The organism is Corallococcus exercitus, from assembly GCF_042231735.1.
In the GTDB taxonomy this organism is placed as follows: domain Bacteria; phylum Myxococcota; class Myxococcia; order Myxococcales; family Myxococcaceae; genus Corallococcus; species Corallococcus exercitus_B.
This window is the reverse complement of record NZ_CP102577.1, coordinates 7,571,744-7,596,978: the sequence shown is the minus strand read 5'-3', so window position 1 is coordinate 7,596,978 and position 25,235 is coordinate 7,571,744. Positions and strand designations below refer to the sequence as shown.

The 25,235-nt window shown below is 71.3% G+C and carries 22 protein-coding genes; 11 read left to right on the top strand and 11 right to left on the bottom strand.

The features are described from left to right. Nucleotides 1-2: 2 nt before the first annotated feature. The 5 genes from NR792_RS30560 to NR792_RS30540 all read right to left on the bottom strand — a co-directional run bounded on the left by NR792_RS30560 (nucleotide 3) and on the right by NR792_RS30540 (nucleotide 5,264). Complete coding sequence (locus NR792_RS30560; protein ID WP_375756231.1) at nucleotides 3-806, bottom strand: acyl-CoA thioesterase; 804 nt, start codon at nucleotides 804-806, stop codon at nucleotides 3-5. 22 nt (nucleotides 807-828) lie between these two features. Then, nucleotides 829-2,487, bottom strand: a complete 1,659-nt coding sequence (locus NR792_RS30555) for a TIM44-like domain-containing protein (protein ID WP_375756230.1) — start codon at nucleotides 2,485-2,487, stop codon at nucleotides 829-831. After that, the gene (locus NR792_RS30550; protein ID WP_375756229.1) at nucleotides 2,484-3,113 is read right to left on the bottom strand and encodes a hypothetical protein; all 630 of its coding nucleotides are present in this window, start codon (nucleotides 3,111-3,113) and stop codon (nucleotides 2,484-2,486) included. Before NR792_RS30550 ends, NR792_RS30555 begins: the two co-directional genes overlap by 4 nt. Nucleotides 3,114-3,153: 40 nt before the next feature. Beyond that, the gene (locus NR792_RS30545; protein WP_375756228.1) at nucleotides 3,154-3,834 is read right to left on the bottom strand and encodes a uracil-DNA glycosylase; all 681 of its coding nucleotides are present in this window, start codon (nucleotides 3,832-3,834) and stop codon (nucleotides 3,154-3,156) included. 677 nt (nucleotides 3,835-4,511) lie between these two features. Continuing rightward, nucleotides 4,512-5,264, bottom strand: coding sequence for a hypothetical protein (locus NR792_RS30540; RefSeq protein ID WP_375756227.1), 753 nt, complete (start codon nucleotides 5,262-5,264; stop codon nucleotides 4,512-4,514). Between the two features lie 139 nt (nucleotides 5,265-5,403). Between NR792_RS30540 and NR792_RS30535 the strand changes: the two genes are divergently transcribed. The 5 genes from NR792_RS30535 (at nucleotide 5,404) to NR792_RS30515 (ending at nucleotide 12,360) form a co-directional block, all read left to right on the top strand. Then, nucleotides 5,404-7,125, top strand: coding sequence for a CpaF family protein (locus tag NR792_RS30535; RefSeq protein WP_375756226.1), 1,722 nt, complete (start codon nucleotides 5,404-5,406; stop codon nucleotides 7,123-7,125). Nucleotides 7,126-7,303: 178 nt separating this feature from the next. Next, complete coding sequence (locus tag NR792_RS30530; protein ID WP_375756225.1) at nucleotides 7,304-8,275, top strand: hypothetical protein; 972 nt, start codon at nucleotides 7,304-7,306, stop codon at nucleotides 8,273-8,275. Nucleotides 8,276-8,289: 14 nt separating this feature from the next. Beyond that, complete coding sequence (locus NR792_RS30525; protein WP_375756224.1) at nucleotides 8,290-10,038, top strand: hypothetical protein; 1,749 nt, start codon at nucleotides 8,290-8,292, stop codon at nucleotides 10,036-10,038. A gap of 139 nt (nucleotides 10,039-10,177) precedes the next feature. After that, nucleotides 10,178-11,881: a serine/threonine-protein kinase gene (locus NR792_RS30520; protein WP_375756223.1), complete on the top strand. Its 1,704-nt coding sequence runs from the start codon at nucleotides 10,178-10,180 to the stop codon at nucleotides 11,879-11,881. Then, nucleotides 11,878-12,360 carry a hypothetical protein gene (locus NR792_RS30515; RefSeq protein WP_375756222.1) on the top strand — a complete coding sequence of 161 codons (483 nt, stop codon included), beginning with the start codon at nucleotides 11,878-11,880 and terminating at the stop codon, nucleotides 12,358-12,360. Before NR792_RS30520 ends, NR792_RS30515 begins: the two co-directional genes overlap by 4 nt. A gap of 7 nt (nucleotides 12,361-12,367) precedes the next feature. Here NR792_RS30515 and NR792_RS30510 read toward each other — a convergent pair whose 3' ends face one another. After that, nucleotides 12,368-13,153 carry a transglycosylase domain-containing protein gene (locus tag NR792_RS30510; RefSeq protein WP_375756221.1) on the bottom strand — a complete coding sequence of 262 codons (786 nt, stop codon included), beginning with the start codon at nucleotides 13,151-13,153 and terminating at the stop codon, nucleotides 12,368-12,370. A 56-nt stretch (nucleotides 13,154-13,209) separates the two neighbouring features. On the opposite strand from NR792_RS30510, the gene NR792_RS30505 reads away from it, so the two are divergent. Further along, complete coding sequence (locus NR792_RS30505) at nucleotides 13,210-13,902, top strand: NAD-binding oxidoreductase (RefSeq protein ID WP_375756220.1); 693 nt, start codon at nucleotides 13,210-13,212, stop codon at nucleotides 13,900-13,902. Here the strand turns inward: NR792_RS30505 and NR792_RS30500 are convergent. The 4 genes from NR792_RS30500 to NR792_RS30485 all read right to left on the bottom strand — a co-directional run bounded on the left by NR792_RS30500 (nucleotide 13,896) and on the right by NR792_RS30485 (nucleotide 19,563). After that, complete coding sequence (locus NR792_RS30500; protein ID WP_375756219.1) at nucleotides 13,896-15,545, bottom strand: WD40 repeat domain-containing protein; 1,650 nt, start codon at nucleotides 15,543-15,545, stop codon at nucleotides 13,896-13,898. The genes NR792_RS30505 and NR792_RS30500 overlap by 7 nt on opposite strands. Further along, nucleotides 15,542-17,686, bottom strand: a complete 2,145-nt coding sequence (locus NR792_RS30495; protein WP_375756218.1) for an ABC transporter substrate-binding protein — start codon at nucleotides 17,684-17,686, stop codon at nucleotides 15,542-15,544. Before NR792_RS30495 ends, NR792_RS30500 begins: the two co-directional genes overlap by 4 nt. Before the next feature lie 189 nt (nucleotides 17,687-17,875). Further along, nucleotides 17,876-18,997: a molecular chaperone DnaJ gene (dnaJ, locus tag NR792_RS30490; protein ID WP_375756217.1), complete on the bottom strand. Its 1,122-nt coding sequence runs from the start codon at nucleotides 18,995-18,997 to the stop codon at nucleotides 17,876-17,878. A gap of 125 nt (nucleotides 18,998-19,122) precedes the next feature. Then, entirely contained in the window at nucleotides 19,123-19,563 is a 441-nt protein-coding gene (locus tag NR792_RS30485) for a hypothetical protein (RefSeq protein WP_120523638.1), read from the bottom strand. A gap of 159 nt (nucleotides 19,564-19,722) precedes the next feature. Here NR792_RS30485 and NR792_RS30480 point away from each other — a divergent pair, with 159 nt between their 5' ends. From NR792_RS30480 to NR792_RS30470, 3 genes are all read left to right on the top strand, one after another. Then, on the top strand, nucleotides 19,723-21,486 hold the full coding sequence (locus NR792_RS30480) for an ABC transporter ATP-binding protein (RefSeq protein WP_375756216.1): 1,764 nt from the start codon (nucleotides 19,723-19,725) through the stop codon (nucleotides 21,484-21,486). A gap of 114 nt (nucleotides 21,487-21,600) precedes the next feature. Beyond that, on the top strand, nucleotides 21,601-21,996 hold the full coding sequence (locus NR792_RS30475; protein WP_375756215.1) for a hypothetical protein: 396 nt from the start codon (nucleotides 21,601-21,603) through the stop codon (nucleotides 21,994-21,996). Nucleotides 21,997-22,045: 49 nt separating this feature from the next. Beyond that, the gene (locus NR792_RS30470) at nucleotides 22,046-23,014 is read left to right on the top strand and encodes a hypothetical protein (protein ID WP_375756214.1); all 969 of its coding nucleotides are present in this window, start codon (nucleotides 22,046-22,048) and stop codon (nucleotides 23,012-23,014) included. Here NR792_RS30470 and NR792_RS30465 read toward each other — a convergent pair. Next, nucleotides 22,983-23,669 carry a hypothetical protein gene (locus tag NR792_RS30465; protein WP_375756213.1) on the bottom strand — a complete coding sequence of 229 codons (687 nt, stop codon included), beginning with the start codon at nucleotides 23,667-23,669 and terminating at the stop codon, nucleotides 22,983-22,985. The two genes, NR792_RS30470 and NR792_RS30465, sit on opposite strands and share 32 nt — an antisense overlap. A gap of 144 nt (nucleotides 23,670-23,813) precedes the next feature. Between NR792_RS30465 and NR792_RS30460 the strand changes: the two genes are divergently transcribed. Both NR792_RS30460 and NR792_RS30455 read left to right on the top strand, forming a co-directional pair. Further along, the gene (locus NR792_RS30460; RefSeq protein WP_375756212.1) at nucleotides 23,814-24,575 is read left to right on the top strand and encodes a hypothetical protein; all 762 of its coding nucleotides are present in this window, start codon (nucleotides 23,814-23,816) and stop codon (nucleotides 24,573-24,575) included. Between the two features lie 2 nt (nucleotides 24,576-24,577). Continuing rightward, entirely contained in the window at nucleotides 24,578-25,132 is a 555-nt protein-coding gene (locus NR792_RS30455) for a hypothetical protein (protein WP_171435580.1), read from the top strand. The last annotated feature ends 103 nt before the right edge of the window (nucleotides 25,133-25,235 follow it).

Genomic DNA, 25,235 nt, shown 5'->3' with positions numbered 1-25,235 from the left:
CTTCAGCCGAGCACGGCGACGAGCTGACGGCACTGCGCGAGCAGCGTGCCGTCCTGGGCCCAGAGGAGCTGCGTCTCCTCCGTGTAGCCCTCCGCCGCGTGGCGCGAGCGACCGGTGCGCAGGTAGTGCGCGTCCGGCGCGATGCCCTTCACCGGGAACGTCTGGAAGAACTGCACGCTGAAGTCCACCGACGCCGCCGCGCGGAAGCCCTCCATCCGCGACAGCACGGACGGCGGATACGCGTCCATCAACCCCACGCACAGCGCCGGGTCCAGCGCCGTGGGAACGCGAGGCCGCAGCCAGCCGCCCACCTCCGCCTCGGGCCCACCCGAGTACGGCGGCGAGCCCACGCAGTAGCGGTACTCGAAGAAGCGGCAGAAGTCCGGCATGGGCGCGTCGTCGGGGACGGGCGCGAGCGTCCCCGGCGCGGGCACCTCCGGCATGACGAAGTCCATGTACCCGGGCGCCCCACCGCGAGCGGCACCGAAGGTCGCCGTGGCGACGGCCACCACCGTGCCGCCGCTCTCCACCCGCGCGGTGGCGTGGGTGACGAACTTGCCTGCGCGCTCGATGCGCGTGTGCAGGTCCGCCACGCCCTCCGCCGCGGGCGAGCAGAAGTGCACGGTGAACGAGCGCACCGCCCGCTGGGCGTCGTTCAGGTGGTGCTCCAGCGCGCGCAGCACCTGCCCCGCCACCACGCCGCCGTAGGCGCCCCGGCCCTGATACCAGGCCGCCTCGTAGCGCGAGCGGTAGTGCCCGGGTTCCAGCGGTTCAACGACGGTGGCGGCGAGAAAGGGCGCGGTCATGATGCACCGCATCCTAGTCGCATCAGCCCTGGTAGGACTCGTCCTGTTCGATGCGGCTGAGCACCCAGTCGAACTCGCCGGTGGTCACCCTCGCCTGGCAGTGCGTGCAGTGGCCGGCCATGTTGATGGACAGCGGGGCGCCGCACGACGGGCACTGCTTCCGCGTGGAGGGCTTGCCGTGCACGCCCCGGCCGCGGATGAGCGTCCAGTACTCGCTGTAGGCGCGCTCGCGGGAACGGCTGCCGCCCACGACCTGTCCGTCCCCATCCCGCACCGTGTAGTCCAGGCTGGCGGCGAACACGCGCAGGGTGACGGCGTCGAAGTACGCGTCCCGCGTCACGCGCGCGAGCACCATGTTCGTGATGTGCGCGTTCTCCGTGATGTTGCGCAGGCCCGCCTGGCGGTAGGCGTTGATCCAGTACAGCTGCGTCTGGAAGAGGTTGTCGCTGAGGAAGGGCCGCATGCCCTGCCACTCGCGCTTCGCCCACGCAGTCTGCATCTCGTGGAAGATGAACTCCAGGCGCTTGCGCAGGGCCAGCGGCGTCGCCTCCGGGTCGTCGTGCAGCAGCGCGTTCAGCCGCTCCTGCGCGCGCGAGTCCTTCACGGTGGGCAGCTCCGTGCCCTGCTCCTCCGTGGTGCCGGTGAGCTGGGGGCCGCGCCGCTCGCGCTCCTGCGACGACACGCGCGTCACCACCCAGTCGAACTCGCCGGTGTTCACCACCGTGTCGCAGTGCGAGCACTTGTGGCCGTGCACGGACTCCAGCGGCGCGCCGCAGTTCGGACACTTGAAGGCGCGCGCGTCCTCGGGCGCCCGGGACTTCGCGGACGCGTCGCGCTCCAGCTGCCACTCCTCCGCGACGTACCAGCTCTGCTCGGAGCCGGAGGAGGCCTCCGTGTAGTTGGCCTCGAAGCGCAGGACGACGCGGACGCGCCGGCTGGTCGGGTTCACGCCCTTCACGTCCTCGTACGTCACGGCGCCCACCACCACGGCCTTCACCGCGTCCGGCGTGCCCAGCGCGCGCAGCGAGGCCAGGGCCTCGTCGGACAGCCAGCCGCCCAGCGTGTCCAGGCGGTCGCCGCCGCGCGCTTCGTGCACCCGGGCGAAGAGCGAATAGACGAAGTCCTCGAAGAGGACGATGGAGAACTCCGGGTCCAGCGGCTGCATCGACCCGTCCGAGCCCTTGGGCCCGATACGGGCCAGGCCCGCGAGCTTCGTGCGCAGCGAGCCCTGGCGCTGGGGCGGCGGCGGGGCGTGCGGCGCGAGGGTGCTCCAGTCCTGCTCCTCCGAGCCCTTGTTCACGCTCATGAGCACGAGCACGCCCACACCCACGACGACGATGAACAGGCAGAAGCCGCCGAACTGCCCTGCACTCACCTCCGGGCCATATGACACGCCGGAGCTGCCGGAGCTGTAGGAACGGCTGCCGGAGCTGTACGAGGACCGGCTGCTGCCGGAGCCGAAGGAGGAGGACGACGAGCTGCGGCTGCTGGAGGAGCTGCGGCTGCTCGATGAGCTGCGGCTGCTGCTCGATGAGCTGCGGCTGCCCGACGAGCTGCGGCTGGAACCGCGGTAGGTGCTGCCACCGCCGGGGCGCGCTTCCGCTTCGGGGAGCGTGGCGACGCTCAGTCCCAGGAACAGCGCGACGGCGAGGAGGAGGAGGACGGACCGGGAGCGCCTCACGCCGCGGCTCCGGGCATGTCCGGCAGTTCGTTCACGTCATCCTCCAGGCGGGGCAGCGCGCGCGCCAGCGGTGCCTGGAGGCGGCGCAGGGCCTGGAAGAAGGGCTCGGGCGCGGTGGACGTGGCCACCGCGGCGGACAGCTGCGTGAGCGCGTCCTGCCACTCCGCGCCCATGAGCGAGGGGTCCACGCCGTAGTCGGTGACGACCTCCACGCGGCGCTCCAGGACGGAGACGAACACCAGGATGCCGGTGCGGCGCGACGTGTGTGACACGCCCAGCTCCGTGAAGGCGGCCCGCGCGGCGGTGCGCACGGCCGCCTCCTGACGCTTGCGCGAGGTGAGCGCGCGGCGCAGCGACGGCAGCGCGCGGCCCAGGAGCACGCCGCCGAAGTAGGACAGCGCCACCACGGGCGGGAAGGCGAGGAGGTGGATCTCCTGCGGGATGAACAGGAGGACCATCAGGTTGACGTAGGCGATGCACGCGCCCAGCCAGGCATCGGTGTGGGCGTAGTCGCCGGATGCGCGGCGCACGGCCACGACGACCTCGGCGGCGGTCTGGGACTCAATGGCCGCGACGGCTTCGGCGGCCTGGGTGCGTGCGGCGTCTTCGAGGAGGGTCGTGGCCATCGTGGGCGGGCACTATAGCCAACCCACCGGCGGCCCGTTCCTAGGCGGGCAGTTCCCAGTCGATGGGGTGCTGTCCGTGCTTCTTCAGCGCGGCGTTGGTGGTGCTGTAGGGCTTGCTCCCGAAGAACCCCTTGCTGGCGGACAGGGGCGAGGGGTGCACGCCCTCCAGGACGATGTGGCGGTCCGCGTCGATGAGGGCCTTCTTCTTCTGCGCGGGCTTGCCCCAGAGCAGGAAGACGACGGGGTCCTCCTTGGCGCTGACGGCGCGGATGACGGCGTCGGTGAACGGCTCCCAGCCGTGCTTCGCGTGGCTGTTGGGGGTGGCCTGGCGCACGGTGAGCACGGTGTTGAGCAGCAGCACGCCCTGCTTCGCCCACGGGATGAGCGACCCGTCGCGCGGCTTCGGCGCGCCCACGTCGCTCTGGAGCTCCTTGAACATGTTCACGAGCGAGGGCGGAGGCGGCACGCCGGGCTGGACGGAGAAGGCGAGGCCGTGGGCCTGCTTCGGGCCGTGGTAGGGGTCCTGGCCGAGGAGCAGCACGCGCACGTCCGCGTAGGGCGTGAGGCGGAACGCGGAGAACAGGTCCTCCTCCGACGGGAACACGGTGTGTTCCTTGCGTTCCTGCCGCACGAACTTCTCCAGCTCCTTGAACGACGGCGCGTGGATGGCGTCATGCAGCACCTCTTTCCAGTCCTCGGGCAACCCGTCCGCCAGGCTCATTGCATCCCTCCGTGGGGCCGCACCCTAGACCAGGGCGCGCGCCCGGAGGCGCAAGCGTGTGCACCCAGGTGCCGGACGGCGAACGTTGTAGCGGAGGCGGGCCGCTCAGGGTGCAGGGACGGGTGCTGGACTCCCTGCGTCCACCCATTGGGATGGAAATGAGGGGAGCGGCTCTCCCCAGGAGGTATCGCCCACGGGGATGGTGGGGTCTGAAGGCCCTGGCACACCCGCATCAGGGCTGCCAGGTGCGAGTGCTCCATCCGGCTCGCCATCATGGAGCCGTCGCAGGATGCGTCCATCCGACAGGCGGACCGCGTAGGTGGCGCCTCCGTCCAGCGGCGGCCCACCGGAGCCACAGGCATGCGGGTCCAGGTCCATGCGAATGAAGGCGATGTCTCCCTCACGGAGGATCCGGAAGCGATGGGCCTCCCTCCTGTTCCAGCAGGAGCGGCCTTCCTGCTCCCGGGGAAGGAAGTCATCGGCCGCCACAACCATGGCTCGAAGCAGACTTCCCTCCAACGCATACGGCTGCCCCGGCGCACCGACGGGAAGCGCCTCTTGCGTGAACAGCTCCGGGAAGATGATGGAGCGGTCCTCCGACACCAGCGCGTCGGGCGGATTCGCTTCGCGCCGCACGCACCCGGCGCACAGGAGCGCGCCCACGAGCAGCAGCCGCTTCATGGCCCCGCTCCCCTCATGCAAGGGCCCTGGAGTTTCTGGATGGTGAAGTCCAATGCCTCCGCATCGTGCCATGTGACGCGCCCGGTCTGCTCGCACCGCCATCCTGCCGATGCGGTGCGCGTCCACTTCAGCAACTGCCCCGTAAGGGGAATGTACTGATGGAAGCCGTCACACGAAGCCGGCTCCATCACGTTGGAGAAGAACGCAACGATGGAGAGCCTCACGCGTCCACCCTTCGTCTCGGTTTCGAAGCCATGCACCCTGCCTTCGGAAACGATGAAGCGCAGGTCATTCGGGGACAGCGCACTCCCGTAGGGATGGTTGTGAAGGGCGTAGATGTAGCGAAGCGCGTCGGTGGGATACCGCGCATCCGCGACCCGGGAGGGCAGCAGGCAGCTTTTGCTCCGCTGCACGGGATCGATCCGCGACTGGTCGGTGAGCCGGCTGACGACGTATTGATGCTCCGGCGTGTAGTACAGCCATGCGCAGTATTCGCTGGAGACGCGCCAGTGGGTGCTGAAGCTGGGGTGATCCGGGCGGCCCGCGCTTGCGTGGGGCTTCGACAGGATCTTCCCGCACGCGGCCAGGAGCGCATCCGAGGCTGACTCGAATGGCCCCAGCAGGGGTCCCGGAATTTCCTCCAGGAAGGGGGCACCGGGCTCAGGCCGCACGAGGTCCGGATCGAGCGCGGAGGAAGACGCACAGCCCCCAAGCCAGGACACCAGACAGCACCACCAGGGACCGCGCATAGGCTCCCCTTCCTCGGAGACGGAGGGCGGATGGCCCCCATGGGCGGGCATCGTGCCGGAACGCCGCACTGGAAAGCGAGCAGGCAGTCAGGGCGGGAGCTTGGGGCCCGGGCCGGGGCGCGCTAGCCTCGCGCCCGCCATGACGATGTACACCGAGTCACTCCGCGCCTTCCTCAAGCCCGTCCTCCCCTACCTGGACGACGAGTCGGTGTCGGAAATCATGATCAACGGCCCCACCGATGTGTGGATCGAACGCAAGGGCCGGTTGACCAAGACGGATGCCGCCTTCTCCGAAGAAGGTCTGCTCGGCGCCGCGCGCAACATGGCCCAGTTCGTGGGCCGCCCCCTGTCCGAGGAGCGCCCCCGCCTGGACGCGCGCCTGCCCGACGGCAGCCGCATCCACGTGGTGATTCCGCCCATCGCGCGCAACGGCACCACCATCTCCATCCGCAAGTTCTTCAAGGACAAGCTGACCATCGACTCGCTGTTGAAGTTCAAGTCGCTGACCAAGCCCATGGCGCGCCTCATCGAGGCCGGCATCGCCACCAAGCTCAACATGCTGGTGGCCGGCGGCACGGGCTCCGGCAAGACGACGCTGCTCAACATCGTCTCGTCCCTCATCCCGGACGAGGAGCGCATCCTCACCATCGAGGACTCCGCCGAGCTCCAGCTCAACCAGTCCCACATCGTGGCCTTCGAATCCCGCCCCGCCGACAAGTTCGGCAAGGGCGAGATCAACATGGGAGACCTGCTGCACTCCGCGCTGCGTCTGCGCCCGGACCGCATCGTGGTGGGCGAGGTGCGCGGCGGCGAGGCCTTCCACCTCATGCAGGCCATGAACACCGGCCACGGCGGCTCGCTGGCCACCACGCACGCGAACACCCCCACGGACACGCTGCGCCGCATCGAGTCCCTGTGCCTCATGTCGTCCGTGGAAATGCCCATGGTCGCCGTGCGCGCCCAGGTGGCCAGCGCCATCAACTTCATCATCTGCTGCGAGCGCCTCCACGACGGCAGCCGCAAGACGATTGCCCTGTCGGAGGTGCTGCCCCTCACGGAGAAGGGCGAGTACCGCACCCAGGACATCTTCGTCTTCACGCCCGTCGCCAAGGACGAGCACGAGAACATCCTGGGCTACCACGCGCCCACCGGCATCATCCCCAACTTCATCCAGAAGGCGCGCGCGTACGGCTTCGACGACCTGGACGACGCCTTCTTCGACCCCGCCACCTACGGCGTGCCGCCCCCGCCCAGCTTCCACGTGGGCGAGGCGTACGCCCTGCGCTGGGCCCCGTCCCTGAAGCACCGCGAGCAGGGGCTGCCGGACCCGGCGCACTTCAAGGAGGACTGGGCGAAGTTCGAGCAGTTGCTCCGCAACGCGGCCCCGGACGGCCCGGTCGGTGGCCCCAAGCCGGCGGCGCCCCCGCCCAAGCCCGCCGCCGCGCCGCCGCCCGCGAAGGCCGCCCCGGCGCTGCGCCCCTCGCTGCCGCCGCGCCCGCCGCCCCCGCAGGACGACGACAAGACGCCGCCGCCTACGCGCAACCCGTTCGCGGAGCAGGAGGACACCCGCGCCACTCCGGCCTCCGAGCCGCTGGTGCAGGTGTCCGAGGACCTGCTCGCGGAGGTGCCGCCCCCGCGCAACACACCGCCGCCGCGCCGTCCGCCGCCCGCGCCTGCCCGCCCCGGCGCGCCGTCCAACACCCTGCGCGCGGGTGCGACGCCCACGCGCCGTCCGCCGGGTCCGCCGCCACCGCCCTCCGACGACCTGGACGAGGACGAGGACGACGACCGGCCGAAGACGGAGCTGAACACGTCGGAGAAGACGCAGATCCGCCCCGTGCCGGAGCGTCCGCGCCGCTAGCCGCGCCGTGGCGTGGGGACCTTCCGGGTCCTTCGCGCACCGGTGACGTGTCGCATCCGCGCGGGGCGCCCGGCGCCGGACACCGGTGTCGCCCCCGGGTGGGTGGGGCCCTGTCCCACCACGCGGGTCGGCGAATCCTGACCTTGCGAGGAGGACGGGTCAGGGAGAAAGTGCTCCCGTGTTGATCCCCTTCCTCGCCGCGCTCACCCTGGTGGTCGCCCAGGCGCCCGCGCCCTCCTCCTCCGCGAAGCCCGTCACCGTGCTGCTGGCGCCGACGGACGTGACGCGGGGAACGCCGCGCTACCTCATCGGAATCGCCCAGGAGCACGTGGCCGAGCAGCTCAAGGCCCGGGGCCTGGAGGTGATCCGCGTGGAGGACGTGACGCGCACGCTGACGAAGAAGCAGCGCACGGCGATGATGCGTTGCAAGCGCACGCAGCCGGCGTGCATCGCGTCGCTGGGCGCGGCGGCGAAGACGGACGTGGTGATGGTGACGGAGGTGCTGCCCTACCTCAACGGCTACAAGGCCGGCGTGCGCGTGTACACGGCACAGGACGGTGCGCCCCTCACGGAGCACTCCGTGCCGGAGGTGAAGAAGGACCAGGTGATGGACGCGCTGACGCGGTCCCTGGATGAAGTGGTGCCCATCACGATGCGGGTCCTGCGTCCGGAGCCGGTGGCCCCGCCGCCGGTGACGCCGCCCGTGGCGCAGCAGACGCCGCAGGTGACGCCGGGAGAGAGGCAGCCCGTGCCGGGACCGGACCTGACGCCGGGCGTGCAGCCGCCCACGGACCTGGGCCTGAGTGACACGCCGACGGTGGAGACGCCAGGACGGCGCAAGTGGGCGTGGGTGCCGGCGGCGGGCGGCGTGGTGCTGGCGGGCGTGGGGACGGTGTTCTTCGTGCAGTCGCGCGGGAAGCTCAACGACCTGAACAACAACGAGTTCTCCACGCTGGAGGAGGCGCAAGAGGTCCGCGACTCCGGCAAGCGTTCGCAGACGATTGGCGTGGTGGGCATCGGCGTGGGCGCGGCGGCCATCGCGGCGGGCGCGCTGATGTACTTCCTGCCGGTGAAGCAGACGAACGTTCAGCCGTCCGTGACGCTCACGCCGCAGGGCGGTGGTCTGAGCTTCGCCGGGACGTGGCAGTGAGCACGGGGAAAGCCATGCGGAACCTCTGGAAGGTTGGCGCGCTGAGCGCGGTGTTCGGTGCGGTGCTCGGCGTGGGCGGCTGCAGTGATTTCCAAGCGGCCTATGAAGACTGCGAGAACGAGGGCCGCTGCGGACCGCAGGTGGACACGGACGGTGGCAGCGAGGACGGTGGCAGTGACGCCGGGGACGCGGGCGACGGCGGAGACATCACGCCTCCTCCCTGCGGCGATGGCGGCGTGGACTACCCCGACCTGACCGGCTTCGACAACGACTGCGACGGCATCGACGGTGTCGCGGACGCGGGCTTCTTCGTGGATCCGGTGGGCGGCAAGGACGACGACTTCAACGGGACCCGTGAGAAGCCGTTCAAGACCCTGGCTCGCGCGCTCCAGGAGATCCGCGACGGTGGCACGGGACGCAACATCGTGTACCTGGGCACCGGCACGTACAACGAGCCGGCGCCCGCGGTGGACATGCCCGTTTCGCTCTACGGCGGATACACGTGGCGCCAGAACGGGAACCCGTTCTGGGACCGGTTCAAGGATGGCGGAGGCAGCACGTTCTTCGCCAGCAGCCCGCGCGGGTTCCTGGTCCAGGACGTCACCACTCAAGATGCAGGCATCCTCTTGGATGCGATCCACGTCGCATCCGCTGATGGGCAGGACGCTGGTGAGCCGTCCATTGCGCTACGTGTCCGAAACGTCCGCGAACTCGTTTTGCGCGACGTAGTCCTAGAGGCGGGGCGTGGCGCGCCTGGCCCTGATGGGCAGCGGGGTTCTGACGGCCCGGACGGCGGAAATGGCAACGCAGGCTCCAACTCGGACTCGGGCGTCAACCTGGGCGGCAATGGCGCTCAACCTCAGTGCTCCGGTGGCTACGCAGGCGGACTCGGTGGGCTTGGCGGCGGCAACGGCACCGGCAACATGGGCAGTTCCGGCAGGCCCGCTACGAGCGGAGGCGCTGCGGGAGCCGCAGGCACCAAGGATTCCTGCCCGAACAACATCTGTAGCTGCACGGGTGGAGATGGCGGCGTCGGCACCTCTGGCAACGTCGGCGATGCGGGAACCGGTGGCTCTCCTGGAGAGGGCTCGGGACGAATCCTGGCCGAGACACTCTGGGAGGCGAATCAGCAGGGTGGAGAAGGGAAGCCTGGAGGTCCCGGTCAGGGAGGCGGCGGCGGTGGTGGTGGTGGCAATTGCGGTGGCCTCAACGACACCAACATCAAGAATCCTACAGGTGCGGCCGGTGGTGGTGGCGGCAGCGGTGGATGCGGTGGAACTGGCGGCCAGGGCGGTGGAGGGGGTGGAGCATCCATCGGGCTCCTGGCCACAAACTCGCAAGTGATCGTCGACCACAAGCTGAAGCTCATCGTCCGGGGCGGCGGCCAGGGTGGGCGCGGCGGAGCCGGGGGCAATGGCGGGCAGGGCGGCAATGGCGGGCGAGGGGGAGAACAGTTGCTGCTCACCTCCACCACCACCAACAGCGAAACAGGCACGACGGAGGTCTACATCATCACCAGCGGCAGCGGAGGCCGCGGTGGCAATGGTGGTCAGGGCGGGAATGGGGGTGGCGGTGGTGGCGGCGGTGGCGGGCCCTCCGTCGGTACCTGGTGCGTCAACACGACCATCACCCGGCAGCAATCCTTCGATACGGAACTCTCGCCAGGAGGACTTGGCGGCCTCGGTAGTAGCGATGCAGGTGCCGCAACAGGGCTTTCCACGGAGTCCATCGACTGCACCTTCGTCGACGCCGGAACGCCCTGACCCACTGCATCGCCCGCTGCTGGACAGCGGCGGGTGAGAAAACGCGACCCGGGGGCAGGTGCTTGTTTGCTTGCCCTGCATCCACGGGCCGTGACTTCGCTTCCCGGGATTTCACCTGTTACGCTCTCCCGTGGTGGAGATGTCTTCCGAGCTGATCTGCGAAACCTGCGGCCTCACCGTTCCGTCCGAGACGGCGGTGTGCCCTCGCGATGGCACCGTCGTGCTGTCGTCGTTCCAGCCGACTCCACCGGAACCGAAGGTCATCGTGGAGCACCCCGGTAACGAAGGCATCGCCATCACCGACCCCCTCATCGGCCTGAAGCTGGGCGAGTACGAGCTGCGCTCGCGCATCGGCGTGGGCGGCATGGGGCTCGTCTACGACGGCATCCAGCCCCTCATCGGCAAGCGCGTTGCCGTGAAGGTGCTGCGCCCGGAGCTGGCGCACTCGTCCGAACAGGTGGCCCGCCTCCTCGCGGAGGCCCGCGCCGTCAACGCCATCCGCCACCGCGGCATCATCGACATCTTCGGCTTCGGCCAGCTCCCAGACGGTCGCCAGTACATCGTCATGGAGTACCTGGAAGGCCAGCCGCTGGACGCCATCCTCGCGGAGAAGGGCCGCCTGCCCGTCCCGGAGGCCCTGTCGCTGCTGGATGAGGTGCTCGCCGCCCTGGGCGCCGCGCACGGCGCGGGCGTGGTGCACCGCGACCTGAAGCCCAGCAACATCTTCCTCGTGCGCCAGCCGGACGGCTCGCGCTACGTGAAGCTGCTGGACTTCGGGCTCGCCAAGCGCGGCGAAGGGCCCACCGGCCGCACCGCGCAGACGCGCACCGACATGGTCGTCGGCACCCCGGAATACATGGCGCCCGAGCAGGCCCGCGGCCAGTCCGTGGGCCCCATGACGGACCTGTACGCCATGGGCGTCGTCACCTTCGAAATCGTCACCGGCCGGCTGCCCTTCATCGGCAGCTCCCCGGTGGACCTGCTCATGAAGCACGTGGAGGCACGCCCGCCCCGGCCGTCGGAGTTCGTCCCCGACCTGCCGCCCGCCGTGGACGCCTTCATCCTGCAGATGCTCACCAAGGACCCGGAGACGCGCCCCAACTCCGCGGATGCCCTGCGTCAGCACCTGGCCAAGCTGCGCCGCACCCTGCGCGCCACGCGCACCAACCCCACCGCGCCCGCCCCCGTCGAGCCCGCGCCTCCGCCCAAGCCCGCCCCTGTCGCCGTCAGCGACGCGGACGCGCGCCGCCCCACCACCCAGGTGCCGCCGCCGGTCCCTCCCGAGGACCTGATGGTGCCGCAGGAGGAAGAGCCCCGGTCGATTCGGCGCTTCGTGCCCATCGCCGTGGGCGCGGCCGTGCTGCTCGCGGCCGTGGGTGTCGTCACCGCCACGCGCGGTGGCGGACAGACGCCTCCGCCCGCCGTCGCCGCCCCGACGCCGCCTCCCGCTCCGAAGGTCGAGCCCGCGCCGCCTCCGCCCGCGCCGGAGGTCGTCGCCGCGCCCGTGCAGGAAGCGACCCCGCCGCCCCCTCCCGTCGTGGAGGAACCCCCGAAGCAGGCGGAGCCCAGCCCCAAGGTCGCGTCGAAGGCCACCCCTTCTGGCACGGGCCGCTCGGTGCCCCGTGGCAACCGGGCTCCGTCCGAGGAGGAGCTCCTGGCGGAGATCCGCGCTGTCGCCACCCGGATCAAGAACAACACCCGGCTTGGCGAGACGGAGCGGAAGCACTTCGCCGGGTTCCTCTATCAGCTCCAGCAGGACGCCGAGGAATCCACCGCCGAGGAGCGGGCGCAAATCGTCCGGGACCTCAACGACGTCAAGAAGGAAGCCCTCCAGGCGCAATGACCGCGCCCCCAGGCCCTGCGCTGCTCGCGGTGGACCTGGGACTGCGCAGCGGGCTCGCGCGCTTCGGCGCGGACGGGCGGCTGCGGTGGTACCGCTCGCAGAACTTCGGCACGCACGCGCGGCTCAAGCGCGCGGTGCCCGCCGTGCTCCAGGACGCATCCCCGCTCGCCTGGCTCGTGCTGGAGGGCGGTGGCCCCATCGCGGACGTCTGGGAGCGCGAGGCCCTGCGCCGCGCCCTGCCCGTGCTGCGCGTGGCCGCGGAGGACTGGCGCCACCGGCTGCTCTACGCGCGGGAGCAGCGCAGCGGCTCGCTGGCGAAGGACGCCGCGGATGGACTCGCGCGGCGGGTCATCGACTGGTCCCGCGCGCCGCGCCCCACCTCGCTGCGCCACGACGCCGCGGAGGCCATCCTGCTGGGCCTGTGGGGCGCGCTGGAGGTGGGCTGGCTTGCCCAGGTCCCCGCCGAGGTGCGGCGCTGACGGCCCGCTACTTCACCGACAGGCACGCCACCGGCTGCGCGATGGCGTTGCGCGCGCGCTCCTCGCTCACCAGCGCGTAGCCCGCCAGGTCCTGCAGCAGCAGGTCGCGGTTCTGCCGGATGAGGCTCGCGTTCTTGCAGGCCTTGAGGTCGCTGTAGAACCCGTACGGCGGCAACGCGAGCTGCAGCTCCGCCAGCTCGGACAGCTGGAGCTCGCCCAGCTCACGGCCGAAGAGCTGGCGGGCCGCGTCCTCCACGCCGATGACGCCGCGCTCGAAGCGGATGGTGGACAGGTCGTAGGCGACGAGCTGGTCCTTCTGGAAGAAGGCGTGCAGCCGGTGCGCCGCCACGGACAGCTGCAGGTCGCCCTCGATGCCCATCTCCCGCGCGATGCGCATGGCCAGCCACCGCTCGCAGGACCCGTCCCCGGGGGGCGACGAGCCCAGCGTCACGCCGGCGAACAGGCGCCACGCCCACGCGCGCCCGTCCTCGCGCGGCGTCTGGAAGTAGGTGGGGCATTCCATCTGGCGGATGTAGAGCGCCACCAGGTCCTTGGGCATCCGCGAGAAGTCCGGCCGCGTGAAGGTCACCGCCGTGCGCTCCCGGCCGCCCTGGTCCATCCGGCCGGCCAGCACGCTCATCCGGTCGCCCTCGATGCGATGGCGCAGCTGGCTCTCGACGTCGAACTCGCTCTCCAGCCGCGGCAGCTTGCTGGCCGTGTACAGGTACGTGAGCGGAATCACCACGCCGGCCAGGCCGACCAGGAACATGAACAGCCAGAAAACGGTCTTCACGGGGCCGACTCTAGCAGGGGGAGGCACGCGCCAGGAGGACCGGTTAAAAAGCCCTCATGAGCGACTGGCACACCGCCACCGTCACCGCCCGGAAGCCCGCGGCGGATGGACTCACCGACTGGGTGCTCGACATCGGCGGGACGCCGCTCGTGGGCTCGCACACCCACCCGGGGCAGTACGTCCAGCTGCGCCTTCCCGGTGGGGAGCCGGGCATGTTCGCCATCGCCTCGCCGCCCGCCCCCCATGGCACGCAGTGGGAGTTCCTGCTCAAGGACGACGGCTCGCTGCCGGCCGCGCTCCTGGGCCTGCCGCCAGGCGCGCGTGTGGAGGTGAAGCGTCCGCAGGGCCCGGGCTTCCCCATGGAGAAGGCGCGCGGCCGCGACCTGCTGCTGTTCGCCAGCGGCTCCGGCATCTCCGCCATCCGCCCCGTCATCGCCGCCGTGCGCCAGGACCGCGGCGCGTATGGCCAGGTGACGCTGTACTTCGGCGCGCGCACGGCGGGCGGCTTCGCGTACCAGCATGAGCTGGAGCAGTGGCAGGCGGACGGCGTGAAGGTGCTGTGCACCGTGAGCCGCCCTGGCGCCAGCGGCTGGCAGGGGCTCGTCGGCTACGTGCAGGCCCACCTGGGCGAGGAGCAGCTGGAGCAGTCCATCGCCTTCGTGTGCGGGCCGTCGGACATGGTGCAGGACGTGATGGCCCAGCTGTCCCGGCGCGGCGTCCCGAGGAGCGCCGTGTTCCTCAACTACTGAGCCGCCGGAGCCGCTCGCGGCTCCACGGTGGGAGACGCGTAGCGCACGCCCACCACCACCGCCGCCGGGTCGCTCTCCTGGCTGCCGGTGACCTTCTGCGGCGTCCACGCGGCCACGCCCACCTGGCGCCCGTCCGGCGTGAAGCGCACGCGCCGCACGGACCAGCCGAACTCCAGCTCGCCCTTCGCTTCCGGCGCACCGTCGGCGAAGAGGTACACGCGCCGGTCCCATCCACCGGAGGCCAGCGAGCGCCCATCCGGCGCGATGGCCGCGGTGGACACCACGCCGTGGTGCAGCTCCCACTTGCGCAGGACCTGGCCGGAGGCCGCGTCCACCAGCGCGCCCGCGTTCCACGGGCCCTGGGGCTCCTCCACGCCCTTGCGCTCGCGCTCGTACACCGTGCGGTTGCGCTCCGCCTTCTCCTGGCTGAAGGCCACGCCCAGGCGCTTGCCGCGCGCGTCCACGGTGACGTCGTTGACGTGCGCCGGGAAGGTGAAGTCCAGGCGCGGCGTGAGCGCCCGCCCCGTCACCGGGGTGGCCCCTTCCGGCGCGCCGCCCTTGAGCGTGAGCACCGCCTCCGCGGTCGTCTCGTCGAAGGCCGTGTCCACGCGCTCGCTGAAGGGCGCGCCCAGCACGCCCTGGCTGCCCTGGGGCACGCACGCGTCGCACACCGCCACGTCCACGCCCGGCAGCGTCATCGCCTTGAAGCGCAGCGTGCGTCCTCGCGCCAGCCGCGCCACGGTGTTGCCCAGCGCGCCCGGCACGGTGACGGTGTCCTTCAGGAGCACCACGTCGATGCCGGACGCCGCCGCCGCCGCGGAGGTGAGCACCACCACCGGCGTGCGCGAGTCCAGCGCCAGCACCACCGGCGGCCCGCTGTCCACGCGCCCCTGCACCGCCGCGAAGCCGCCGCGCCGCTCGAAGTGCGTGCGCGCCACGTCCGGCCGCAGCGCCTGCTCCGGCGTGTCCGACGCGCGCACGTGCCCGTCCCAGCCGCCCGAGTACAGCGTCCCGTCCGCCGCGAACGCCAGCGCGCTCACCGGCCCCGAGTGCAGCCGCGCCTCCGCGCCGAACGCCAGCTCCGGCACGGCCAGCAGGGACACCAGCCCCTGCGCGCTGCCCACCGCCAGCCACCGGCCATCCGGATGGAAGGCCACCGACACCAGCGGCTCCTCCGTGGCGAGCGCTCCCAGCTGCGCGCCCGTCGCCGCGTCGAAGAGCTGCACCGCGCCGCTGCGGCTCACCGTGGCCACCTTCGCGCCGTCCGGCGAGAAGGCCACGCCCTCCAGGTCGTACTGCTGCGCGTTGACCTGGGGATCCGCGCGCAGCACCGGCGCGCTGGCGTCACCCGACTTCGCGGAAGGGGGCGCCAGGTCCCAGACGGAGACGTGGTACGCCTTGTCGCCCAGGCGCGTGTACGCCACGCGGTGGCCCTTCGGCGCGAAGTCCAACGCCCAGATGAAGTCCTTGCGGTTGAGGACCGTGGGCGCGCCGTCGAAGCCCTCCACCGCGCCGGAGAGGAAGGCTCCGGGCGTGGACTCCAACCGCGTCGCCGTGTCCGGCGGAAGGCCCGCGCCCGTGTGCGCGCAGCCCGTGAGCGTCAGCGCGCCCGCGAGGACGAAGCCCCCGGCACGCAGGCTCATGAACCCGAGCCGCGGACGGCGGCCTTCTCCTTGTCCACGTTGATCTCGTTCACGCCCTTGTTGTCCACGGACAGGAGGAACAGCTGCTTGTCCGCTTCCCGCTTGTCGTTGAACGAGGTGCGGCCGGTGGCGCCGTCGAAGTCCTTCAGCCCCGCCAGGGCCTCGCGCATCGCCGCGCGCGAGTTGGGGCGCTGCTTGTCAATCACCTGCCGCACCATGCGCGCCGAGTCGTAGCCGATGGCCTCCAGCAGGCCCGGGTCGCGGCCCAGCTCCTTGTACGCGTCGCGGTAGGTCTTCACGAACTTCTGCGTCGCGGGCCGCTGCGAGTCCACGAAGAAGCCGTCCACGTACACGGAGCAGGTGACGAACTTGCCGCCGCGCTCCAGGAGCTCCGGCAGGCCCGAGCGGCCCTTGGGGCTGGACCACTGGTTGGTGCCGAAGAGCGTGACGGTCTTCAGGTCCTTCTTGCCCGTCGTCTTGCGGATGCGCTCCAGGTCGCGCGGGTCGCACGCGTTGGTGACGATGTCCTCCACCGCGAGCGCGGGCGTCACCAGGCTCACCCGGCGCCAGTCGTCCGGGATGAAGAGGCCCTCGAAGTCGATGATGGGCTCCACGCCGCTGCGGGCCTTCTCCATGGCCTTGCGGCGGCGGTACGCGTCGGTGAACTTCTCGTCCTGCACGTCGCGCACGGCCTCCGCGTAGTCGCCGCGGTCCTCCAGGTAGTAGCGGCCCACCAGGCGCTTGGCCTCGCCGGTGAACGTCGTCTGGTCGTAGGAGTACGACTCCGCGCCGCGCACCGCGCCGCCGCGCGACACCACGTCGTCCCAGAACTCGTTCGCCAGCTCCACGCCGTAGGGGATGTTCGGGTAGAGCACCGCGAAGCGCTTGTAGCCCTTCACGTTCATCGCGTAGTCCGCGATGGCGCGCGCCTGCGCGGAGTTCGTCAGCATGTTGCGGAAGACGTACGGGCCAATGTCCGTGATGCCCTCCTGACGGCTCAGCGTCAGCAGCGGCACCTGGAGCTCCTCCGCCAGCAGCGCCGCGCGCTTGGTGTCGTCCACCAGCAGCGGGCCCAGGGCCGCGATGGCGCCGTCGTCGAACGCCAGCTGCTCCATCGCCGTGCCCGTCTTGTTGACGTCGCCCTGCGTGTCCTTCACCACCAGCTCGATGTCGCTGCCCTGCAGGCCCAGCTTCACGCCGCGCAGCACCGCCTCGCCGATGGGCTGGTAGCGGCCCGTCATGGGCAGCAGCACCGCCACGGTGCGCGGACGCACCTCCACGCGGCGGGTGGCGCGCGCGAGCAGCTCCTTCGCCTGCGGCGCGAAGGTGCTGTTGGGCGCTTCGCGCAGGTACGTCTGGAGCGTCTCCTCCAGGCGGGTCCAGTCACGCAGGTGGTAGTAGATGCGCGCCAGCTTGAACTGGAGCACCGGCCACGCGGGGTTGGACGTGGACAGCCCCTCCTGCACGCGCGCGATGTCGAGGAAGCTGGCGCGGCCCTCCACCAGCTGCTCCACCTTCGCCACCGCGGCGGCCTTCTCCTCCGCCGTCCGAGCGTCGCCGGCCTCTTTCACGGCGGACGACAGCGCCTGCGAGTACAGGCCCGCGCCTTCGGCCGCGCGCGCGGCCTCCTTCAGGAGCTGCTCCTTCTCCGCCCCTTCCGCGCGCTCCGCCAGGCTGGTGAGCGTCTGGTACGCGTCGCGGTAGGCGCCCACCTCCATGGCGGAGACGGCCAGCTTGTGCTTGGCGTCCTCGGCCTGGGCGTAGAGGGGGTTCTCGAAGAGCAGCTCGTTGAAGGTCCTGCGCGCGTTCGCGTAGTCCTTCGCTTCGAAGTAGAGGACGCCCGCGTTGTAGAGCGCGTCCTGGCCGGCGGTGGTGGCGGGGTACGCCTTGCGCACGGCCAGGTAGGCCTCCGCGGCCTGCTTCTTGTCCGGGTTTGCCTGCGCCTGGGTGCGGGCCTGCGCGAGCGCGGCGTTCGCGGTGGCGTCCTGCTTCGCCTCCACGCGCGGGCGGTTGGGCTGGGTGGAGTCGCCCCCGGAGGTGTCGTCCCGGCTGTCGGTGCGGGAGGGCGACTTGGGGCAGGCGGTCAACGTCAGGGCCAGCGCGGCGACGAGCGCGCGGCGCGATGCGGAGAGGACTTCCATGGCGAGGTGCATAGCAGCGCGGGTGCGGCTCCGTCGACACTTGAGCGGGGGGAAGATTCCCCTGGAACGTCCGCTTCAGTGCACCGCGCATGCCCGCGTGCGTCACCGAGGGGGAGCCCTCTCCCCTCCCCCACCGCGTGCGGCCCCGGAGCCACGCCTTCGCGCGGCCCCGGACGCACGCCCGGCCTCCTAGCCGAAGAGCTCCTTCACCTTGTCGAAGAAGGTCTTCGACTGGGGATGGGTCTCCTCGCCGGACACCTCCGCGAAGCGCTCCAGCAGCTCGCGCTGCTTGGACGTCAGCTCCGTGGGCGTTTCGATGATGACGCGCACGTGCTGATCTCCGCGCTGCTGGCTGTGCAGGTGCGGGATGCCCTTGCCGCGCAGCCGGAACACCTTCCCGGACTGGGTCCCCGCCGGGATGGTCATCTTCACCTTGCCGTCGAGCGTGGGCACGTCGATCTTCGCGCCCAGCGCCGCCTGCGTGAAGGACACCGGCACCTCGCAGAAGACCTCGTACTCCTCGCGCTGGAACAGCGGGTGCTCGCGCACGATGACCGTCACGTACAGGTCACCCGGAGGCCCGCCCCGGTCGCCGGGCTCGCCCATGCCGCCCAGCCGCACGCGCGTGCCGTTGTCCACGCCGCCCGGGATGGCGACCTCGATGACCTCCTCCGACGGCGTCTTCCCGGAGCCCCGGCACTTGCCGCACGGATCCGGGATGGTGGCGCCGGTGCCGCCGCAGTCGCCGCACGGCCGGGACACCGCGAAGAAGCCCTGCGAGTAGCGCAGCTCCCCGCTGCCGCCGCACGCCGCGCAGGGCCGTGGGGCCGCGCCGCTCTTGCTGCCGGAGCCGGAGCAGGTGTCGCACTTCTTCGGACGGGGGATGGTCACCTTCGGGCGGCAGCCGAACGCGGCCTCCTCGAAGGAGATCTCCAGGTTGTAGCGCAGGTCCGCGCCCCGGCTGTTGCGCTGCCGGCCACGCCCGCCGCCACCCCCGAAGATGTCGCCGAAAATCTCTCCGAAGATGTCGTTGATGTTGACGCCCTGGAAGCCGCCGCCCGCGTCCCCGAAGGGGTTGCCCGCGTGTCCGAAGCGGTCGTACTTCGTGCGCCGGTCTGGATCGCTCAGGACCTCGTAGGCCTCCGAGGCTTCCTTGAACTTCTCCTCGGCCTCGTGGTTCCCGGGGTTGCGGTCCGGGTGGTACTGCAACGCGACCTTCCGGAACGCGCTCTTCAGGTCCTGCGCCGAGACATTCTTCTGGACGCCCAGGACCTCGTAGTAGTCGCGCTTCTGCCCTGCGGCCCCTGCCATTGAATCGAACCCCTGGAATTTGCTGGCGTTTTCAAGCTGCGTAGAGAATCGGAGTCACTATAACGCAGCGAAACTCGCCAGCAATCCAGGCCCGGGTCCAACCCACGTGAAGCAGGGAGCCGTGCTTACACGGTCCAGACGCGGTTCACGGTCAGCTCCATGCGGGCGAGCCGGCGCTTGAGGGCCGGGTCCACGGGGCCGTTGATGGACCACTTGGGGACCACGAAGTGCAGCTCCGCGTTGTAGAGCTTCGCGGCGCTCGCCAGCAGGCTCCAGCGGTTCTCCGCGGTGGGATCATCCACCATGCCCGGGGTGACGATCTCCAGGATGATGGGCGTGCGGGCGGAGTCGGACTGGCGACAGGTGAAGTCCGGCCGGTGATCCTCGATGGTGCCGGAGAGCACGGGCGGCGGCATGAAGCCAGGGAGCCGGGCTTTGATGTCCGAGTAACCGATGGTGCGGAAATACTCGGCCATCAGCCAGAGCAGACGGCGGCGCTCTTCGTCATCCACGACCGACTCGCAGCCGGGATTGAACAGGACTTCTTTCTCGGAGTTGGTTTCCATGGCGCCTCTCAAGCTGTCCGCATGTGTGGGATGCGGCAACGCAGGCGGGCGCGGGCGCTCCCTGACCGGCCGTGGGGCAGGCGGCCATGCACGCCCGCGACCCACGTCCCTTTGGCTTGGACGGCACCGTCGCCTCGGTGACAGAGTGCCCCCCCTCCCGTGGCCCCCCGTCCCTCCGCGCACGTCTATCGCCGGCTCCTGGGCTACCTGAGCCCGTACCGCCGGTTGCTCCTCGCGGGCTCGCTGGCCTCGCTGACTGCCGCGGCCGCCACCGCCGCGTACGCCTGGATCGTCGGCCCCCTGCTGCGCGCCGTCCTCACCGGCGCCCCCGTCACCGTCGCGGGGATGACCCTGTCGCCGGAGGCCCTGCTGTCCCGGCTGCCCCTCCTGGTCGTCGCGGTGGCGCTGGTGAAGGCCACCGCCCAGTTCCTCCAGGGCGGCCTGATGCAGCGCTTGGGCCAGCGCGTGATGGCCGACCTGAGGGGCTTTCTCTACGGCCGCCTGCTCGCCCAGCCGCCGTCTTTCTTCGAGCAGCGGCACTCGGGAGAGCTTGTCTCCCGGTTCACCTCGGACGTACCGCTGGTGGAGTTCTCCGTCACCCAGGCGCTGTCATCGTACGTAAGGGATGGGCTGCAGATCTGCGCACTGCTGGCGACCTGCTTTCTCATCGACGCGAAACTTTTTCTCTTCACCTTCGTCGTCGTTCCCGTGACGGTGCTGCCGGTCAACCGGTTCGCGCGCTCGCTCAAGAAGGTGGCGACCCGCTCACAGGCGAACCTGGGCGCGCTCAGCGCCATCACCGCCGAGCAGCTCCAGAACCTCCCCGTGGTGCAGGCGTACGGGACGGTGCCGCGCGCGCTGGAGTCCTTCGACCAGGAGGCGGAAGCGTACCTGTCGGAGATGCGCCGCTCGCTCTTCATCCGCGGCGCGTTCAGCCCCACGGTGGAGCTGCTGGGCATCGTGGGCGTGGCGGCGGCGGTGGCGTGGGGGGCTCGCGCGGTGTCCATGGATCCGTCGCTCGCCGGGCGGCTCCTGTCCTTCATGGCGGCGGCGCTGCTGCTCTACCAACCGGTGAAGTCGCTGAGCGGCACGCTGTCGCAGGTGCTCACGGGGCTGGCGGCGGCGGAGCGGCTCTTCGCGCTCGCGGATGCGCCGGTGCCGCCGGACGTGGGCGCGGAGGCGCCGCCCCTGTCGCGCGCCCTGGAGCTGTCCGGCGTGCGCGCCACCTACGCGGACGGCCGGGAAGCGCTGCGCGGCGTGGACCTGACGATTCCCGCGGGCTCGCGCGTGGCGCTGGTGGGCCCGTCCGGCGCGGGCAAGACGACGCTGTTCTCCGTGCTCCTGGGCTTCCTGCCCCCGAGCGGCGGCGAGGTGAAGTGGGACGGCCTGCCGCTGTCGTCGCTGAAGGCATCCAGCGTGCGCGGCCAGGTCGCCTGGGTGCCGCAGGAGCCGGTGCTCTTCTCCGGCACCGTGCGCCACAACCTGCGCCTGGGGCAGCCGGACGCGACGGACGACGCGCTGTGGGAGGCGCTGCGGCTGGCGCACGCGGAGGACTTCGTGCGCGCGCTGCCCGGCGGCCTGGATGAGCCCGTGGGCGAGCGGGGCAGCCGGCTGTCCGGCGGACAACGGCAGCGGCTGGCCCTGGCGCGTGCCTTCCTGCGTCGCCCGTCACTGCTGCTGCTGGATGAGCCCACGAGCGCCCTGGACGCCACCAGTGAAGCGGCGGTGGGCGCGGGGCTCGCAGCGCTGATGAAGGGCCGCACGGTGCTGGTCATCGCGCACCGGCTGAGCACCGTGCGCGACGCGGACCTCATCGCCGTGGTGGAGGGTGGCCAGGTGGTGGAGGCCGGCACGCACGAGCAGCTGCTCGCGCTGCGAGGCCGCTACGCGCGGCTGCTGGGCGAAGGCGCCGTCGCCGCCTGAACGCCGCCCCGGGGGACCATGCCCTTCGACCCCGGGTCGATGTCCGCCTGCCTCGTGCCCCCATTCCTGGCCTTGCGCGACCGGGCATGCCCTGCGACCCTTCCGCCCTGGCCCATGCCTCCGACGCCGCCGCCCCGCGAACGAGAGCCGCTGTCGCTCAACGCGCTTCTGCTGGTGCCCGCCCTGCTGCTGGCCGCGGGCGCGTGCGTCGCGGTGGCCGCCCGGCACTTCGCGCTGGCCTCGGCCTTCACCGGCACCCTCGTCCTCGTCCCGCTCGTCTTCCGGCTGTGGACGCGGCCCTGGTACCGGGGGCTCGTGCTGCGCGGCCTGGGCATGTTCATCGCCGGCATGCACGTGCCCATGCTCGCGGGCGGCGTGCTCGCCTACGGCCGCATCGGCTGCGACGGTCCTGACTGCGGCCAGACACTCCTCTGGGGCATCGTGCTGGCTCCCGTGGCCGGCGCCGTCTGCTCTGTCGTGTACTGGCTCGTGGGTCGTCCCCCCGTCTGAATTACCAGGAATCGATGACACCCTATTCTTACTGGAAATGCTTGTTCCAGTGAGACCCCACGTCGCGCCCGGACTGTTCGTCGTGGCGCTGGCCGTCCCCGCCACGGTGTGCGTGTTGGGGGGCACGTTGCCCGCGCTGCTGGGCAGTCCCTCCGGCCTGTTGAGCGTGGTGACCTCCGCGGGGCCCTTCGCGGTGCTGCTGGGGCTGGCGCTGCTGGTGGAGGTGCCGCTGCTCACCTTCGCGGCGGGCTCCACCCTGCTGGGCCGGACGGTGCCGCTGGCGGTCATGGTGGGCATGGCGACGGTGCCCTGGACGCTGGGCCTGCTGGGCACGGAGATGCTGCTGGAGCGGATGCAGGCGGCGCTTCCCCTGGTGTCCGCGACCGACGCGGGCGTCGCGCTCACGGCGGGGATGGGCAAGGCGATGGCCCCCCGGCTGCTCGGCGCCTGGACGAGCGCGGTGCTGCTGGGCGCGCTGTCGGTGGCGCTGGGCGTGGCGCGCATCAGCCACGCGAGCTCGGGTCAGGACGCCAACACGCGCCGGAGCCTGCTGCTGGGCAGCCTGGTGTCCGCGGCGCTGGCGGGCATGGCGGTGGTGGGCACGCTGGAGGCGCACCAGCTCTTCACGCTGCTGTCCCGGCTGTCGCGGGCCCCCGGCGCGCTGCGCCCCGACCTGATGGCGGAGGGCATGGCGCAGGCGGCGCGGCTGCGCACGGTGCGCTGGAGCTGCTTCTCCTGCCTGCTGGTGCTGGGCTTCACCTGGCTGATGACGTACCGCGCGCGGGAGGCCCGGCGCACGCGCGCGCTGGAGTGGGTGGGCGGCCTGGTGCTCACCGTCGCGGTGGCCGTCCTGCTGGTGCTGGACGCGCATCCGCTGCACACCACGCTGGGCCCGGAGCGCGTCACCGCCGGGCGCCGCACGTCCGGCCCCGTGCCCACCGACGCGGACGTGACGCACCTGATGGGCGAGCACTCGCCCGTGCGCCTCAGCTTCCCCGCGTCAGCACGTACAGCATGATGAGCCCCACCACGACGGCGAAGCCGAAGACGGCCACCATCACCAGCCCCTCCGAGCGGCGCACCACGGGAGGCAGGACTTCGTTGGGCAGCGGCTGGCCGTACCGCAGCAGCACGGGCTGCTCCTCCGGCTCCGGGGCCGCTGGGGGCCCGGGCTCCGGCGCGGCGGCGGGAATGACCTCCCGCGACGGCGGCGCCACCGGCGTGACGGTCACGGCCCGGGTGGGCACGGTGTCCCGCGTCGAGCCAGGGCCCCGGCCCAGCAGCTCCGACGACGTGACGCTGGACATCTCCAGCCCCTCGCGCGCCAACGCCAGCACGCGCTGCATGTGCAGGATGTAACGGTCCTGCCCTTCGTAGGTGGCGAGCGCCTGCGCGGCGCGCACCAGCCGCTGCGGCACCAGCTCCGGGTCCGCGCGCACCTCCGTGGACACGGGGCGCGCCTCGCCGCCCTCCACCCGGCCCGTGCGCACGCCCTGGCCGCTGGCCCAGATGCAGTGCTCATCCAGCAGCGTGAGCTCCTGGCGGCGCACCCGGCCGTCCTCGTCCACCAGCGACATCAATTCCGCGCCCTGGGGAGACAGGTGCCAGACGGTGCGCAGGCCGTTCTCCCCCAGGGGCCCCTCCACCGCGCGCGCGCGATAGAGTTCCTGCATCGCGGACTTCAAGGGGTCGGACGAAGGTTCCACGGCCATGACTGCCGCAGAGTAGGGGCGCCGCGCCCGAAACGGAAGCCGCGCCGTCCAGGCGTGAATGCCCCGTGCGCGGATGCCCGCCTTGTGCCTACCGTCCATTTCACGATGAGCCGCTCCAAGAACCGAGGCCCCGATTTCGTCCGCCAGTTCGAGGGTGCACAGACGCTCGACGGACTGCTGGAGCTGGCCGGCAGTCCCTGCGACACCGCCGACGTGCTCGAGCGCATGCGCGAGGCGCGTGCCGACGGCGCCGACCACACCGAGGTGATTCCCACCCTCTTCGACGGCGAGCCCCGCTTCCGGGACCCGGACCTGGCGCGCCGCCTGTACCAGAACCTGCTGGGCCTCTGGGACCTGGTGCTGGAGGGCAAGGAGGTGCGGCTGGAGGACGGCCCCCGTCCGCCGCGCCCGAAGAAGGAGCGGCTGCAGCCGCCCGCGCCCTTCCATCCCGGCGAGCCCTCCGGCGAATTCGTCGAAGCCGCCTGGCGTTACCTGGAGGACGACGACAAGGCGCGCACGCGGCTGATGCATGCCTACGAGAACCGGCAGGACGGCTTGCTGGGTGCGCTTGACGCCGCTGGCCTCACGGACGAAGGTTACGGGGTCGCCCGTCACCTGCTCTTCGAGCTGCACGCCATGCTGGAGCTGGGCTGGCCGCCGGGGCTCTCGGCCGTGGATGCCAGGGCCCTGGACAGGGAACCGGATGCGCCGCCCGCGCCGGACACCCTCCAGGAATACGTGACGGAGGCGCTGTTCGAGGCGGAGCAGGACGAGGAGCACCCCCTCGCCCCCGAGGAGCTGGCGCAGGTGCGCACCCTCGTCCGGCGGGGACTGGCGGCGCTGTGGCGCGCCCGCAAGGGGAGATGAAGATGGCCCGAGACGACAACGACGGTGGTGGCTTCACCGGCAAGCGCAACAAGTCCTACCGCGAGCTGGACGCGCAGCGCGGCAAGAGCAAGTACCACTCGCGCCAGGACGACCCGGCGCAGCAGAAGCTGGAGCGCAGCGCCAGCTACCAGAAATACAAGACGGCCGCGGACGCCCTCTTCACCGGCGGCGAGCTGCCCGAAGGCCTGGCGAAGACCTTCGACCCCGAGGGCAAGCGCAAGGCCCAGAAGGACGCGCTGCGCAAGGTGCAGGAGTCGGAGACGCGCGCGGACTGGGTGAAGGGCGTGGTGGACTACCTGGAGAAGTATCCGGACATGCCCGAGGACGCGTACTTCCTCGACAGCCTGCTGGACCACCCGCGCGAGCGCATCGTGGACAAGGCGCTGGCGAAGCTGGAGGCGCTCCAGGAGGCGGGCACGCTCCAGAAGAAGCTGCCCAAGAGCCTGGACCAGCGGCTGAAGTCCATCGAGCTCACCGGCCTGGACCCCGACATGCAGGGCCGCGCGAAGGCGCTGCGCGAGAAGCTGCGCGCCTGATCAGCGTGCGCGCTGCTGCCCCGCGCGCCTGACGCAGTCAGCGTGCGCGCTGCTGCCCCGCGCGCCTGACGCAGTCAGCGTGCGCGCTGCTGCCCCGCGCGCC

Excerpts from the sequence above, each read along its gene's own strand:
- NR792_RS30560 (WP_375756231.1), bottom strand. The coding sequence starts at position 806 with ATGACCGCGCCCTTTCTCGCCGCCACCGTCGTTGAACCGCTGGAACCC.
- NR792_RS30550 (WP_375756229.1), bottom strand. The coding sequence starts at position 3,113 with ATGGCCACGACCCTCCTCGAAGACGCCGCACGCACCCAGGCCGCCGAA.
- NR792_RS30545 (WP_375756228.1), bottom strand. The coding sequence starts at position 3,834 with ATGAGCCTGGCGGACGGGTTGCCCGAGGACTGGAAAGAGGTGCTGCAT.
- NR792_RS30540 (WP_375756227.1), bottom strand. The coding sequence starts at position 5,264 with ATGCGCGGTCCCTGGTGGTGCTGTCTGGTGTCCTGGCTTGGGGGCTGT.
- NR792_RS30535 (WP_375756226.1), top strand. The coding sequence starts at position 5,404 with ATGACGATGTACACCGAGTCACTCCGCGCCTTCCTCAAGCCCGTCCTC.
- NR792_RS30525 (WP_375756224.1), top strand. The coding sequence starts at position 8,290 with ATGCGGAACCTCTGGAAGGTTGGCGCGCTGAGCGCGGTGTTCGGTGCG.
- NR792_RS30520 (WP_375756223.1), top strand. The coding sequence starts at position 10,178 with ATGTCTTCCGAGCTGATCTGCGAAACCTGCGGCCTCACCGTTCCGTCC.
- NR792_RS30515 (WP_375756222.1), top strand. The coding sequence starts at position 11,878 with ATGACCGCGCCCCCAGGCCCTGCGCTGCTCGCGGTGGACCTGGGACTG.
- NR792_RS30505 (WP_375756220.1), top strand. The coding sequence starts at position 13,210 with ATGAGCGACTGGCACACCGCCACCGTCACCGCCCGGAAGCCCGCGGCG.
- NR792_RS30500 (WP_375756219.1), bottom strand. The coding sequence starts at position 15,545 with ATGAGCCTGCGTGCCGGGGGCTTCGTCCTCGCGGGCGCGCTGACGCTC.
- NR792_RS30495 (WP_375756218.1), bottom strand. The coding sequence starts at position 17,686 with ATGGAAGTCCTCTCCGCATCGCGCCGCGCGCTCGTCGCCGCGCTGGCC.
- dnaJ (WP_375756217.1), bottom strand. The coding sequence starts at position 18,997 with ATGGCAGGGGCCGCAGGGCAGAAGCGCGACTACTACGAGGTCCTGGGC.
- NR792_RS30485 (WP_120523638.1), bottom strand. The coding sequence starts at position 19,563 with ATGGAAACCAACTCCGAGAAAGAAGTCCTGTTCAATCCCGGCTGCGAG.
- NR792_RS30475 (WP_375756215.1), top strand. The coding sequence starts at position 21,601 with ATGCCTCCGACGCCGCCGCCCCGCGAACGAGAGCCGCTGTCGCTCAAC.
- NR792_RS30465 (WP_375756213.1), bottom strand. The coding sequence starts at position 23,669 with ATGCAGGAACTCTATCGCGCGCGCGCGGTGGAGGGGCCCCTGGGGGAG.
- NR792_RS30460 (WP_375756212.1), top strand. The coding sequence starts at position 23,814 with ATGAGCCGCTCCAAGAACCGAGGCCCCGATTTCGTCCGCCAGTTCGAG.
- NR792_RS30455 (WP_171435580.1), top strand. The coding sequence starts at position 24,578 with ATGGCCCGAGACGACAACGACGGTGGTGGCTTCACCGGCAAGCGCAAC.